Source organism: Xanthomonas sp. NCPPB 1826, assembly GCF_056725285.1.
In genome coordinates this window covers 148,007-161,031 of the sequence record NZ_CM161521.1, presented here as the reverse complement: position 1 = coordinate 161,031, position 13,025 = coordinate 148,007, and the positions used below count along the sequence as shown (strand labels likewise).

The window sequence follows — 13,025 nt, the reverse complement described above, 5'->3', positions numbered from 1 at the left end:
GCGCAGCGGTCCACCGGCCACACCGATGGTCTTACACTCAGTGGCTACCCCGCCGCTGCCGTTCGTCTTCGATGATCATTTCCGCCGCTTCCGACTACCGTGCCGCCGCGCAGGCGCGCCTGCCGCCGTTCCTGTTCCACTACATCGATGGCGGGGCGTACGCCGAGCACACCTTGCGGCGCAATGTCGCGGATCTGGCCGATATCGCGCTGCGCCAGCGGGTGCTGCGCAACATGTCGGACCTGAGCCTGGGCACCGAGCTGTTCGGCGAGACGCTGGCGATGCCGGTAGCGTTGGCGCCGGTCGGGCTGACCGGCATGTATGCGCGGCGTGGCGAAGTTCAGGCCGCGCGCGCGGCGGCCGCACGCGGGATCCCGTTTACGTTGTCCACCGTCTCGGTGTGCCCGATCGAGGAAGTGGCGCCGGCGATCGCGCGGCCGATGTGGTTCCAGCTGTACGTGCTCAAGGACCGTGGCTTCATGCGCAACGCGCTGGAGCGCGCCAAGGCGGCCGGGGTGACCACGCTGGTGTTCACCGTGGACATGCCCACGCCGGGCGCGCGCTACCGCGATGCGCACTCGGGCATGAGCGGGCCCAACGCGTCGCTGCGGCGCATGCTGCAGGCGGTGACGCATCCGCGCTGGGCCTGGGACGTGGGCCTGCTGGGCCGCCCGCACGATCTGGGCAATATCTCGACCTACCGCGGCAGCCCGACCGGCCTGCAGGACTACATCGGCTGGCTGGGCGCCAACTTCGACCCGTCCATCGCCTGGAAAGACCTGGAATGGATCCGCGAGTTCTGGACCGGGCCGATGGTGATCAAGGGTATCCTGGACCCGGACGATGCGCGCGATGCGGTGCGCTTCGGCGCCGACGGCATCGTGGTGTCCAACCATGGCGGCCGCCAGCTCGACGGCGTGCTGTCCAGCGCGCGCGCATTGCCGGCCATTGCCGATGCGGTGAAGGGGCAGCTGAAGATCCTGGCCGACTCGGGCATCCGCAGCGGCCTGGACGTGGTACGCATGCTGGCGCTGGGCGCCGATGCGGTGCTGCTGGGGCGCGCGTTCGTCTATGCGCTGGCGGCCGGTGGCCAGGCCGGCGTAGAGAATCTGCTGACCCTGATCGAGCGCGAGATGCGCGTGGCGATGACCTTGACCGGCACCCATTCGATTGCCGAGATCAGCAGCGATGCGTTGAGCCGGGTGACGCGTGGGATGGAAGAAGCACAAGCTTGAGCTTCGCGTTGGTCACATTCGATGAACTGCACGGTCACCGGGCGCTTGGCGCTCCGATCGGCTTGGCAGTGGTGCGGTCAACCGTGGTGCGTCGCTGCCCCCGCGTCGTCTTTGAAGTTCCGGCACGCCCTCCCGAACGCGTTCAGGCTCTGGGAGACGAACTTTTCGCGGTGGCGGATGAGGAAGAAGCGTCGTGTCAGCGAGGGAAGCACACCGGTGAGTGCCACCAGTTGTCCTGACGCCAGCAGGTCGCTCACGACCCAGCGGGACAGGCAACTGATGCCGATGCCTTGCGCCAATGTGTGCTTGATCGCCTCCGAACTTCCCACCTGCTGCGTCTCCGACAAATCATGCAGGTGACGCAACAACAGCAATTCCACTTCCTCCCGGGTACCCGAGCCCGATTCGCGCAGTAGCCAGTCGGCCCGGCGAAGATCTGCCTTCGTCACTTTCGACGCGTGGGCCAGCGGATGTCGGGCCCCTACGACGATCAGCAACTCGTCCACCAGCCAGGGCTCGGCCTGTAGCTCAGGAAGGTGGCACGGTCCTTCGATCAGCCCCATGTCGAGTTGAAAATCGGCCACCTTGCGCGCAATGGCGGCACTGTTGGCCAAGTCGGCATCCACCTGAAGCAACGGGGCCGCCTTGCGCAGCGCTCCGAGCAGGCGCGGCAGGATGTAGTTGCCAATCGTGGTGCTGCATCCGACCCGCAAGCGGGCCTTGCGGTCGCCGGCACCGGGCCGGTAGGCCGCCTCGATCTGCTGTGCCGCATCCAGCAATTGCCTGGCTTGCGGAAGCAGACGCTGGCCTTCGGTGTTGAGGACCAGCCGCTTGCCCACACGGTCGAACAACCGCGTTCCCAGCACACCCTCCAACTCGTTGAGCGAGGCGCTGGTGGCCGACTGCGACAGCGAGACCGCCACCCCGCCGCCGGTGGTGCTGCCGGTTTCGGCGATGGCACAAAAGATCTGCATCTGACGCAGGGTCAGCCTCATCTGCATAACCTTCCAGACAGGTAACAGTTAGCGATATTACCCGTTATCCGAATGACCCGGCGCGCTCTAGACTTGGTCCATCGCCTCTGCATCGCCAAACGGACCGATCGCCATGCGTGAAAGCAGACTGAGCGCCATCGTCGGCGACCACCGGCCCCTGGCGGCCCTCTCCACTCCCAGGGAAGCCATCCGGCAATTCACCCCGAACTGGTTTGCCGCCACCATGGGCACCGGGATTCTTGCGCTTGCCTTGGGACAGCTGCCGTTTGCAGCGTCCTGGCTCAAGACCATTGGGGAACTGCTGTGGTGCTTCAACATCGCGCTGTTCGTCGTGTTCAGCGTTCTGTATGCCAGCCGCTGGATGCTGTTTTTCGACGAAGCCAAGCAGATCTTCGGCCATTCCACCGTCTCGATGTTCTTCGGCACCATTCCCATGGGCCTGGCGACCATCGTCAACGGATTTGTGCTGTATGGCCTGCCGCGCTGGGGGAGCGGAGTGCTGCCGCTAGTCGAGACCTTGTGGTGGATCGACGTGGCCATGTCGCTGGCGTGCGGGGTGCTGATCCCTTTCATGATGTTCACCCGGCAGCAGCACAGCATCGACCAGATGACCGCCGTCTGGCTGCTGCCTGTGGTGGCTGCGGAGGTCGCCGCAGCCAGCGGTGGCTTGTTGGCACCGCATCTGGCCGACACGGCCGGCCAATACACGGTACTCATCACCAGCTACGTGCTGTGGGCCTACTCGGTGCCGGTGGCGCTGAGCATCCTGGTCATCCTGTTGCTACGCATGGCACTGCACAAGCTTCCGCACGAAAGCATGGCCGCATCCAGCTGGTTGTCGTTGGGACCGATCGGGACCGGCGCGCTGGGCATGCTGGTGCTCGGCGCCGATGCGCCGGCGATCTTTGCCGCGCAGGGATTGAGTGCCGCCGGGAGCATGGCAGCCGGCCTTGGCCTTATCAGCGGCTTGCTGTTCTGGGGGCTGGGCATGTGGTGGATGGCATTGGCGATGCTCATCACCGCGCGCTACGTCAGAAAAGGCATTCCTTTCAACCTCGGCTGGTGGGGTTTCACCTTCCCGCTCGGGGTGTATGCGGTAACGACCTTGCGCCTGGGAGCGAGCCTGCATCTGGTGTTTTTCCAGGGCCTGGGCACGGCGCTGGTGTTGTTGCTGGCGGTCATGTGGGGGCTCGTCTTTTCCAAGACGGTGGCCGGTGCCTACCGCGGCAACCTCTTCGTCTCGCCCTGTATCGCGTCCTTGACCAAGCCAGGTTGAAGCCAACGCCCGCGCTGAGACTGCGCGCGGGGCAGCGGCGGCGACGTTGGTGGCCGCCGCTATGCTCAGCGTGCGTTGTCGGCAGTGGGCAAGTATTGCTGCAACGCCAGCACCGATTCCCAGGGATCTGCACGCTGACGCTTGGCCCGTTGCAGGGCCTTGTCCATTGGGAAGGCATCCGGGCCGCTGATCTTGCCGAGTTCTTCCCAGCGCAGCGGCACGGCGACAGTGGCCTTTTCGCGTGCTCGCAGCGACCACGAACACACGCTGGTATTGCCGCGCCCATTGCGCAGCCAGTCGACGAAGATCACGCCGTGGCGCTTGGCCTTGCTCATGGTGGCCACGTAGCGGTCCGGCGCGTGCGTGGCCAGCGCCTGGGCGAAGGCCTCGCAGAAATCGCGCGCCTGCTCCCAGTCCGCTTCCGGCACGATCGGCACCACCACATGCAAGCCCTTGCCGCCGGACAGGCGCACCGCGCTCTCCAGGCCGGCACTGCGCAGCTTGGCACGGATGTCGCGCGCGGCCGCCACCACGTCGGCCCAGGACACCCCGTCGCCAGGGTCCAGGTCGAACACCAGCCGATCCGGATGCTCCGCGTCGTCGACCTGCGCGCCCCAGGGATGCAGCTCCAGCGTGTTCATCTGCACCAGCTCGAGCAGGCCGGCGGCATCCTCGACGTAGATGTAATCCTCGGTGCCGCTCTTCTGCTGCAGCGGAATCGCCTTGATATGCGTGCCCAGGTGGCGGCCTTCGTGCTTCTGGAAGAAACAGTCGCCGCCGGCACCATCGGGGCAGCGCAGCAGCGACAAGGGGCGGCGCGCGATCTCTGCCAGCACCAGCGGCGCCACTGCGCGGTAATAGCCGGCCACATCGCCTTTGCTGATGCCCGCTGCAGGAAACACCACCCGCTCGGGATGGGTGATGGTGATGCCGTCCGTCGACGTGGCTGTGGATTTGGATGTTGTGGATCTGGATGTTGTGGACTTGGACGCCGTGGATTTGGAGGCCGTGGACGTGGACGCTGCAGCCTTTTTGGATGTCGTGGTCGCGGTCGTCTTCGATGCAGTCGACCGCACGCGCTTGCTGGCGGTGCTGGTGGATGCTTCGACCGTCGTTCTCGACGTTTTTTTACTCGCCGCCTTGCGCGCAGGCGCGGCGGCCGTGGTCGCAGCACTGCCTTTACCTGCAGCACGCGCCTTGCCTGGCGAGGCGCGGTCGCCGCCTAACTCGCTCATGGGTTTGTCCTCGCGCAGACGCTTGAATGCGGCCTGCCGCAGCAGGCCTTCCTTCGCCCAGCCGCGGAAGGCGACCTCGGCGATCAGGACCGGCCGTACCCAATGCACATCGCGTGGCCGCCCCGGGATATGGGTCGGCAATTCCAGCGTGGCGGTGTCGCTGTGCAGCGCCTGCAACAGCGCGGTGATCTTGCCAAGCAAGGCATCGTCGAAGCCGGTGCCCACACGTCCGACGTAACGCAGCGTCTTGCCCTCGCGTTGCGCCATCAGCAAGGCGCCGAAGCCGCTGCGCGCGCCCTTCGGGTCGGTGTAGCCCACCACCACGAACTCGTCGCTGTCTTCGTGCTTGGTCTTGACCCAATCGGCGCTGCGCCCTTCGCGATACCGCGCATCGGCGAGCTTGCTGACGATGCCTTCCCAGCCGGTGCCGGCGCTGGCCGCAAAGACCTCCGGTCCGTGGCCGATCACATGGTCGCTAAACGCCAGCGTGCCCGGCACATCGCCCAGCACGTCGTACAGCAACTGCTTGCGTTGCAGCAGCGGGGTGTCGCGCAGATCCACCCCGGCCACGCCGAGCAGGTCGAACACGATGTAGCGCAGCGGCTGCGTGACGCTGCCATCGAGCGCGCGTTGCAGTGCCGAGAAGTCGCTGCGCCCTTGCGCGTCCAGCACCACCAGCTCGCCATCCAGGCGCGCATCGCGCACCGGCAAGGCCTGCACTGCACGCACCACGTCCGGGAAGCGCTGCGTCCAGGCCTGGTCGTTGCGCGAGCGCAGCTGCACCTGGCCATCGACCATGTCGGCCAGCAGGCGGTAGCCGTCCCACTTGATCTCGTGCAACCAGCGCTCGCCATCCGGCGCCTGCTCGCGCAGCAAGGTCAGTTGCGCGCGCAGCTCAGTTGGGCATGGCGCATCGCGCGCGCCGTCCAGCGCCAGGGCGCGGGTACGCCATTGCCTAGAGTCCGCACGCGCCGGGCGCGTGCGTTTGCCAGCCGCAGTCGTCTCGGCGCTCGCCGTTGATGCCGGCGCGCGCCGCGCCCGGCTGGCCTTGGCACGGGTTGCCGGCGCGGCCGCAGCCGGTGCGCCGGCGGCCTGCTGCGCCACCAGCGCATCGGCATCCAGATCGGCCGCATACGCATCGCTGCGCTTGAACAGCAGCCATTGCGGTTTGCCACCGCGCATCTGCGTGCGTACCAATGCAAAACCGCCGCGCAGCAGCGTACCCTGCAGTTCGAATTCCAGCTTGCCGGCTTCCAGTGCCGCCAACGCATCGCCTTCGCACTGCCAATGCCCGTGGTCGAACACATCCACATGCCCGGCGCCGTAATGGCCCTGCGGAATGTCGCCCTGGAAGCTGGCGTACGACAGCGGGTGGTCCTCCACCTGAACTGCCAGGCGCTTTTCGCCCACGCGCAGCGATGGGCCCTTGGGCACGGCCCAACTCTTGAGCACGCCGTCGGCTTCCAGACGGAAGTCGTAATGGCGCGAGCTGGCGTGGTGCAACTGCACGACGAAGATCGGCTGCTTGCTGGCGCGCGCCGGCGTGTCGCCGGCCGGCTCCGGGGTCTGGTCGAAGCGGCGCTTGGCGTTGTAATCGTGCAATGACATGGGCGGGGCCTAGCCGGCCTTGCGGCGCGGTGCCGCCTTGCTGGCGGTGGTCTTGGTGGCCTTGGTGGTCTTGGCCGCGGTCTTCTTGGTGGCCTTCTTGGCCACTTTCTTGGTGGCGGTCTTTTTGGCCGACCCGGTTGCCGGCGTGCTGCTCTTCTTGGCCGGCGTGCGCGTATTGGCCTGCAGGCTCTTCTGCAGCAGCGACATGAAGTCGACCACGTTGGTGCTGGCGTCTTCGTGCTGCGGTGGCTCGACATCCACGGTGGTGGTGCCGCCCTTGGCCTGGATGCGCTTGCGCAGGATCTGCTCGAGCTTGCCGCGGAACTCGTCGTGGTAATCCTCCGGCTGCCAGGTGCCGGACATCGACTCGATCAGCTGCTTGGCCATCTCCTGTTCCTTGGGCGTGATGCGGTACTCGCCCACCGCGCCGGCCGGCAGCTTGAAGTCCTGCGGGTCCACCACTTCCTGCTGGTAGCGCAGCAGCAGCAGGATCAACGCATCGCCCTGCGGCATCACCGCGGCCAGGTATTCGCGCGTGCGGATGACCACCTTGGCAATGCCCACCTTGCCGGTGTCGCGCAGCGTCTCGCGCAGCAGCACGTAGCCTTTTTCGGCCTTCTTGCCCGGCACCAGGATGTAGGGCTTTTCGAAATAACGCGGGTCGATATCGGCAGCGTCGACAAAGGTCTCCACCTCCACCGTTTCGTGGCTTTCCGGCGAGGCCGAGCGGATGTCCTGCTCCTCGACGATGACATAGCTGCCCTTGTCGTACTCGAACGCCTTGACGATCTCCTTCCACGGCACCTCATCGCCGGTGTCGGCGTTGACGCGCTCGAAGCGGATCGGCTTCTTGTCGCGCGAATCGAGCATGCGGAAATGCAGATCCACCTTGCGCTCGCCCGACATCAACGACACCGGCACATTGAGCAAGCCGAACGAGAGGGTTCCGGTCCAGATCGGTCGTGCCATCGGCGTGTGACTCCGGGTGTTGTGTGAGTTAACCCATAGCTGTAGCGCGGCCACCGTGATCCATCCGTGAGCCGTGCGTCTGCAGCTGCCACTGCGCCCCCTTCACTAGGCGCGCGGTGAACTGCGTGTCCATCCCGATGACCAGGAGCACCGCATGTCCCGTGACCCACTGCGCGACCAACCCACCCAGCCGGGCGAACAGCACGGCAAGCGCGATGCCGAACACTACGAAGACCGCGGTGCCGGCGATGCGCCCGACACGCTGGTTCCTGCCGATGGCGACACCCCGGCCAAGACGCCGGGCACCGCGCCGTCGACCGTGGCAGACCGCTGAAACCAGCCGGCTGATTCCCCGCCCGGCAGCACCGCCAGGCGGGCCAGGGTTACGCCCGGCCTGCCCGCTGCAGTTGGGCGAACTCCTCGTCGGCAAACAGGCGCGAGCGCACCAGAAAGCGCACGCCCTCGCCGTTTTCCAGCGAGAACATGCCACCGCGTCCCGGCACCACATCGATGATCAGCTGGGTGTGCTTCCAGTACTCGAACTGCGAGGGGCTGATGTAGAACGGCGCGCCGCCGATCTCGCCCAGCAGCACGTCGCGGTCGCCGACGATGAAGTCGCCCACCGGGAAACACATCGGCGAGGAGCCATCGCAGCAGCCACCGGATTGATGGAACAGCACATCGCCGTGGCGTGCGCGCAGCGTGTCGATCAACTGCAACGCCGCCAGCGTGGCCATCACCTGCAACGGCGGGTCTGTCTGCGTGGTGGTGCCCTGCATCGTCTGCCTCCTGCGGCGCGGTCAGGCCGCCATGTCGAGCACGATACGCCCCTCGATCGTTCCGGCGTGCATGCGCGCGAACACGTCGTTGATGTTGTCCAGGGTGTCGGTGGCCACGGTCGCCGCAACCTTGCCCTGCTCGGCGAAGGCCAGCGACTCCTGCAGGTCCAGCCGGGTGCCGACGATCGAGCCGCGTACGGTCACGCCATTGAGCACCATGCCGAAGATGTCCAGCGGGAACTGGCCCGGTGGCAGGCCGTTGAGCGACACCGTGCCGCCACGCCGCACCATGCCGATCGCCTGCTCGAACGCCTTGGGCGATACCGCGGTGACCAACGCGCCGTGTGCGCCGCCGATTTCCTTCTTCAGGTACGCCACCGGATCGGTGGTGCGCGCATTGACCGTCACCGTGGCGCCCAGGCGCCTGGCCAGTGCCAGCTTGGCGTCGTCCACATCCACGGCGGCCACGTTCATTCCCATCGCCTTGGCATATTGCACTGCCATGTGGCCGAGCCCGCCGATGCCGGAAATCACCACCCACTGGCCCGGCTTGGTATCGGTGACCTTCAGGCCCTTGTAGACGGTGACGCCCGCGCACAGGATCGGCGCGACCTCGACGAAGCCGATGCCCTTGGGCAGATGCCCGACGTAATCGGCATTAGCCAGCGCGTATTGCGCGAAGCCGCCGTTGACCGAGTAGCCGCTGTTCTGCTGCGCCTCGCACAGGGTTTCCCAGCCACCCAGGCAGTGCTCGCAATGCCCGCAGGCCGAGTACAGCCACGGGATGCCGACGCGGTCGCCTTCCTTGATGTGCTTGACGCCTTCGCCGACTGCCACCACGTGGCCAACACCTTCGTGGCCGGGAATGAACGGCGGGTTCGGCTTGACCGGCCAGTCGCCTTCGGCGGCGTGCAGGTCGGTGTGGCAAACGCCACAGGCTTCGATCTTGACCAGGATGTCGCCGGCGGCCGGGCGCGGCACCTGCACTTCCTCGATCACCAGAGGCTTGCCGAACTCGCGTACCACTGCAGCTTTCATCGTCTTGTCCACATTGCACTCCTGTCGCTGTCGTTGAGGAACCTTAGCCCCGGGCCGCAACCGGGGCCTTGATCGAGGTCAAAGCCGCGGCGCGCACGCACGGCGCCAGCCGATCGTCGCCGCGCACGAGCGCGACCGGCATGGGTGTCAGAAGAAGCCCAGCGCCTTGGGCGAATAGCTCACCAGCAGGTTCTTGGTCTGCTGGTAATGGTCGAGCATCATCTTGTGATTCTCGCGGCCGATGCCCGACTGCTTGTAGCCGCCGAACGCGGCATGCGCCGGATAGGCGTGGTAACAGTTGGTCCACACGCGGCCGGCCTGGATCGCGCGGCCCATGCGATACAGGCGCGCCGCATCACGGCTCCACACACCGGCACCCAGGCCGTACAGCGTGTCGTTGGCGATCGCCAGCGCCTCGGCCTCGTCCTTGAAGGTGGTCACCGACACCACCGGCCCGAAGATCTCTTCCTGGAACACGCGCATCTTGTTGTGGCCCTTGAACACCGTCGGCTTGACGTAGAAGCCGCCGGACAGCTCGCCATCGAGCGTATTGCGTTCGCCGCCGATCAACACCTGCGCGCCTTCCTGCTTGCCGATGTCGATATAGGACAGGATCTTTTCCAGCTGCTCGCTGGAGGCCTGCGCGCCGACCATGGTGTTGGGATCGAGCGGGTTGCCCTGCTTGATCGCGGCCACGCGTGCGAGCGCCTTTTCCATGAACTTCTCGTAGATCGATTCCTGGATCAGCGCGCGCGACGGGCAGGTACACACCTCGCCCTGGTTGAAGGCGAACAGCACGAAGCCTTCCACCGCCTTGTCGAGAAAATCGTCGTCTTCGGCCATGACATCGGCAAAGAAGATGTTGGGCGACTTGCCGCCCAGCTCCAGCGTCACCGGGATCAGGTTCTGGCTGGCGTATTGCATGATCAGCCGGCCGGTGGTGGTTTCGCCAGTGAAGGCGATCTTGGCAATGCGCGGATTGCTGGCCAGTGGCTTGCCCGCCTCCAGGCCGAAGCCGTTGACCACGTTGAGCACGCCCGGCGGCAGCAGGTCGCCGATGACTTCCATCAACACCAGGATCGAGGCCGGGGTCTGCTCGGCCGGCTTCATCACCACGCAGTTGCCGGCGGCCAGCGCCGGTGCCAGTTTCCAGCACGCCATCAGCAGCGGGAAGTTCCACGGAATGATCTGCCCGACCACGCCGAGCGGTTCGTGGAAGTGATAGGCGATGGTGTCGCTGTCGATCTCGGAGATGCCGCCTTCCTGCGCGCGGATGGCGCCGGCGAAATAGCGGAAGTGATCCACGCACAACGGCACATCGGCATTGAGCGTCTCGCGCACCGGCTTGCCGTTGTCCCAGGTCTCGGCATGGGCGAGCAGTTCCAGATTCTGCTCGATGCGGTCGGCGATCTTGAGCAGCACATTGGAGCGCTCGGTGGTGGAGGCCTTGCCCCAGGCGTCCTTGGCCGCATGCGCGGCATCCAACGCGGCTTCGATGTCCTGTGCGTTGGAGCGCGCGATCGAGGTGAACACCTTGCCGTTGATCGGCGTGGTGTTGTCGAAGTACTGGCCGCTGTGCGGCGCCACCCACTTGCCGCCGATGAAGTTGTCATAGCGCGGTTTGAAGATGGACTGCGGGTCGGTGTTCAGCGGCTTGGCGGATGTGACGGCATTCATCGGTGTCTCCTGCGGTACATGGGAGGAAGCCCGTGACGGGCGTCTCCGTTGTCACGCAAGGGCGATGCCAGGTTTTGCCTGCTGCGCTGCGTCAGCCCGATCGCGCCGCGGCTGCGAACGATGGGCGCGGTCTTCGCTGCGGCGCATCACGCGCGGCGCTTGCGCTGTGTCCGCAAACATGGTGTTTATCGCGACAGTGATCTTCTGGACTGTCGCAGATTGCGACACGAGGTGGCGGAATGGCGATGTCGACGGAGCAGCAGCTGGGCCGGGCGCGGCGATCGTTCTTCGAGCGCGGCGCGATGCCGGCCGGGCAGGTACCGGACGCGATCCTGCAGTCGTGGCGACGCTGCCAGCGCCAGGGCCTGGCCGCCGAGTCGGCACCGGCGATCGAACCGGTCAGCGCCGCACGCCTGCGCGAGATGCGCGAACGCCACGAGACCCTGTGGCGGCGTGCGCGCGCCGAGCTGGAAGGGCTGTCGGCCGACGCAGCGGCCACCGGCAGCGTCGTGCTACTCACCGACGAGGCTGGCTGGATCCTCGATGCCGAGGGCAGCACCGGCTTCCTCGAGCGCGCCGGGCGGGTGGCACTGATGCCCGGCGCCTGTTGGAGCGAGAGCGTGTTCGGCACCAATGCCATCGGCACCGCGATCGTGGAGAGCCGCTCGATCGAGGTCCGCGGCGGCGAGCACTACCTCGCCCCGCACGGCATCCTCAGCTGTGCCGCGGCGCCGATCTTCGATCCTTACGGGCAGTTGGTGGGCGTGCTCGACATCTCCGGCGACGCGCGTCTGCAGCACATCCACGCGCTGGGACTGGCGCGGCGCGCAGTCGCCAGCATCGAGCACCGCTACTTCGACGACGGCATCGCCGATTGCGAACTGCTGCGCGTGCACCACGACCCGGCCCTGCTCGGCACCGCGCGCGAGGGCCTGCTGGCATTCCGCGGCGGGCGCCTGGTGGCAGCCAACCGCGCCGGCCTGCAGCTGTTCGGGCTGGAGCGCCACGAGCTGGGGCGCGCGCGCTACGACGCGCTGTTCGAGGAGCCGCTGACCCGGCTGCGCCACGACGGCGCCCTGTTCGATCGCCAGGGCCGCGCCCTGTACGGGCGCGTGGACGAGCGCGGCGACGCGCGGCCGCGCCGGCGCGCCACGCAGCCACCAATCACGGTCTCGGCCGCCCGCCAGGACGGTGACCGCGACGCGCCGCTGTTCGAGGCCGAGATCGAGCGCCTGCTCGGGCGCGCCTGCCGGGTGCTGGATGCCGAGCTGCCGGTGCTGGTGCAAGGCGAGACCGGCACCGGCAAGGAGGTGTTTGCGCGCGAGCTGCACCGCCGCTGCACGCGCGCCGGCCGCCCGTTCGTCGCGGTGAACTGCGCCGCGCTGCCCGAGGGTCTGATCGAGGCCGAGCTGTTCGGCTACGAGGACGGCGCCTTCACCGGAGCGCGCAAGCACGGCAGCCCGGGGCTGCTGCGCCAGGCCGAGGGCGGGGTGCTGTTCCTCGACGAGATCGGCGACATGCCGCTGGCGCTGCAACCGCGGCTGCTGCGCGTGCTGCAGGAGCGCGAACTGTCGCCGCTGGGTGGCGGCAAGCCGGTGCGGCTGGACTTCGCGCTGGTCTGCGCCACCCACCAGGACCTGCAAGCGGCGATCGCCGACGGCCGCTTCCGCGCCGACCTGTACTACCGCATCGCCCATCATGCGGTGGCGCTGCCGGCGTTGCGCGCGCACGCCGACCGCCCGCTGCTGGTGCAGGAGCTGTGGCAACGCCTGGGCCAGGGCCGCCGGCTCAGCAGCGACGCGCTGCAGGTCCTGGCCGACTACGACTGGCCGGGCAACCTGCGCCAGCTCTCGGCCTGCCTGCGCACGCTGGTGGCGCTGAGCGAACCCGGCGAGTGCATCGACCGCGACGCACTGCCGGGCTACCTCGCCACCCGGACCGCAGTGTCGGCGGCCGCCGGTGCCGCACCGGCACCGGCACCGGCCGATAGCCTGGAGCAGATGGAGAAGGCGGCGATGCGGCAGGCGCTGGACGCCTGCGGCGGCAACGTCGCGCAGGCGGCACGCAGGCTCGGTATCAGCCGCAGCACGCTGTATCGCCGGCTCGGCCCGCAACGGGCCTGACACTGGGCGCGCAAACGCATCGCCCGCCGACCCGGCCCAGCAGGGCGCGGATGCGCATGCCCACCGCCAAGAACCCCTCGCCATGGATCG

Annotated in this window: 10 protein-coding genes; 4 read left to right on the top strand and 6 right to left on the bottom strand. The window is 67.2% G+C overall.

The window, feature by feature from the left end; translation table 11 throughout:
• Positions 1 to 71 precede the first annotated feature (71 nt).
• Positions 72 to 1,235 carry an FMN-dependent L-lactate dehydrogenase LldD gene (gene lldD / locus AC1PLA_RS00665; RefSeq protein WP_039517894.1) on the top strand — a complete coding sequence of 388 codons (1,164 nt, stop codon included), beginning with the start codon at positions 72 to 74 and terminating at the stop codon, positions 1,233 to 1,235.
• Between the two features lie 77 nt (positions 1,236 to 1,312).
• On the opposite strand, the gene AC1PLA_RS00660 is transcribed toward lldD, so the two are convergent.
• Complete coding sequence (locus tag AC1PLA_RS00660) at positions 1,313 to 2,230, bottom strand: LysR family transcriptional regulator (RefSeq protein ID WP_481105363.1); 918 nt, start codon at positions 2,228 to 2,230, stop codon at positions 1,313 to 1,315.
• Between the two features lie 112 nt (positions 2,231 to 2,342).
• On the opposite strand from AC1PLA_RS00660, the gene AC1PLA_RS00655 reads away from it, so the two are divergent.
• On the top strand, positions 2,343 to 3,506 hold the full coding sequence (locus AC1PLA_RS00655) for a TDT family transporter (RefSeq protein WP_481105362.1): 1,164 nt from the start codon (positions 2,343 to 2,345) through the stop codon (positions 3,504 to 3,506).
• A gap of 65 nt (positions 3,507 to 3,571) precedes the next feature.
• Here AC1PLA_RS00655 and ligD read toward each other — a convergent pair whose 3' ends face one another.
• Both ligD and ku read right to left on the bottom strand, forming a co-directional pair.
• Positions 3,572 to 6,349 carry a DNA ligase D gene (gene ligD / locus AC1PLA_RS00650; RefSeq protein WP_481105361.1) on the bottom strand — a complete coding sequence of 926 codons (2,778 nt, stop codon included), beginning with the start codon at positions 6,347 to 6,349 and terminating at the stop codon, positions 3,572 to 3,574.
• Between the two features lie 9 nt (positions 6,350 to 6,358).
• The gene (gene ku, locus AC1PLA_RS00645; protein WP_024940465.1) at positions 6,359 to 7,318 is read right to left on the bottom strand and encodes a non-homologous end joining protein Ku; all 960 of its coding nucleotides are present in this window, start codon (positions 7,316 to 7,318) and stop codon (positions 6,359 to 6,361) included.
• A gap of 154 nt (positions 7,319 to 7,472) precedes the next feature.
• On the opposite strand from ku, the gene AC1PLA_RS00640 reads away from it, so the two are divergent.
• Positions 7,473 to 7,652 carry a hypothetical protein gene (locus AC1PLA_RS00640; protein WP_024940466.1) on the top strand — a complete coding sequence of 60 codons (180 nt, stop codon included), beginning with the start codon at positions 7,473 to 7,475 and terminating at the stop codon, positions 7,650 to 7,652.
• A gap of 49 nt (positions 7,653 to 7,701) precedes the next feature.
• On the opposite strand, the gene AC1PLA_RS00635 is transcribed toward AC1PLA_RS00640, so the two are convergent.
• The 3 genes from AC1PLA_RS00635 to adh form a co-directional block, all read right to left on the bottom strand.
• Positions 7,702 to 8,097 carry a DUF779 domain-containing protein gene (locus AC1PLA_RS00635; protein ID WP_016902914.1) on the bottom strand — a complete coding sequence of 132 codons (396 nt, stop codon included), beginning with the start codon at positions 8,095 to 8,097 and terminating at the stop codon, positions 7,702 to 7,704.
• A gap of 21 nt (positions 8,098 to 8,118) precedes the next feature.
• Positions 8,119 to 9,147, bottom strand: a complete 1,029-nt coding sequence (adhP, locus tag AC1PLA_RS00630; protein WP_211921498.1) for an alcohol dehydrogenase AdhP — start codon at positions 9,145 to 9,147, stop codon at positions 8,119 to 8,121.
• 135 nt (positions 9,148 to 9,282) lie between these two features.
• On the bottom strand, positions 9,283 to 10,812 hold the full coding sequence (gene adh, locus AC1PLA_RS00625) for an aldehyde dehydrogenase (RefSeq protein ID WP_481105360.1): 1,530 nt from the start codon (positions 10,810 to 10,812) through the stop codon (positions 9,283 to 9,285).
• A gap of 239 nt (positions 10,813 to 11,051) precedes the next feature.
• Here adh and AC1PLA_RS00620 point away from each other — a divergent pair, with 239 nt between their 5' ends.
• The gene (locus AC1PLA_RS00620; protein WP_481105359.1) at positions 11,052 to 12,935 is read left to right on the top strand and encodes a sigma-54-dependent Fis family transcriptional regulator; all 1,884 of its coding nucleotides are present in this window, start codon (positions 11,052 to 11,054) and stop codon (positions 12,933 to 12,935) included.
• Positions 12,936 to 13,025 lie beyond the last annotated feature (90 nt).

What these genes read in the sequence shown, in the direction of transcription:
- ligD (WP_481105361.1), bottom strand. Translation starts at nt 6,349, where the DNA reads ATGTCATTGCACGATTACAACGCCAAGCGCCGCTTCGACCAGACCCCG.
- AC1PLA_RS00655 (WP_481105362.1), top strand. Translation starts at nt 2,343, where the DNA reads ATGCGTGAAAGCAGACTGAGCGCCATCGTCGGCGACCACCGGCCCCTG.
- AC1PLA_RS00640 (WP_024940466.1), top strand. Translation starts at nt 7,473, where the DNA reads ATGTCCCGTGACCCACTGCGCGACCAACCCACCCAGCCGGGCGAACAG.
- lldD (WP_039517894.1), top strand. Translation starts at nt 72, where the DNA reads ATGATCATTTCCGCCGCTTCCGACTACCGTGCCGCCGCGCAGGCGCGC.
- ku (WP_024940465.1), bottom strand. Translation starts at nt 7,318, where the DNA reads ATGGCACGACCGATCTGGACCGGAACCCTCTCGTTCGGCTTGCTCAAT.
- AC1PLA_RS00635 (WP_016902914.1), bottom strand. Translation starts at nt 8,097, where the DNA reads ATGCAGGGCACCACCACGCAGACAGACCCGCCGTTGCAGGTGATGGCC.
- AC1PLA_RS00620 (WP_481105359.1), top strand. Translation starts at nt 11,052, where the DNA reads ATGGCGATGTCGACGGAGCAGCAGCTGGGCCGGGCGCGGCGATCGTTC.
- AC1PLA_RS00660 (WP_481105363.1), bottom strand. Translation starts at nt 2,230, where the DNA reads ATGAGGCTGACCCTGCGTCAGATGCAGATCTTTTGTGCCATCGCCGAA.
- adh (WP_481105360.1), bottom strand. Translation starts at nt 10,812, where the DNA reads ATGAATGCCGTCACATCCGCCAAGCCGCTGAACACCGACCCGCAGTCC.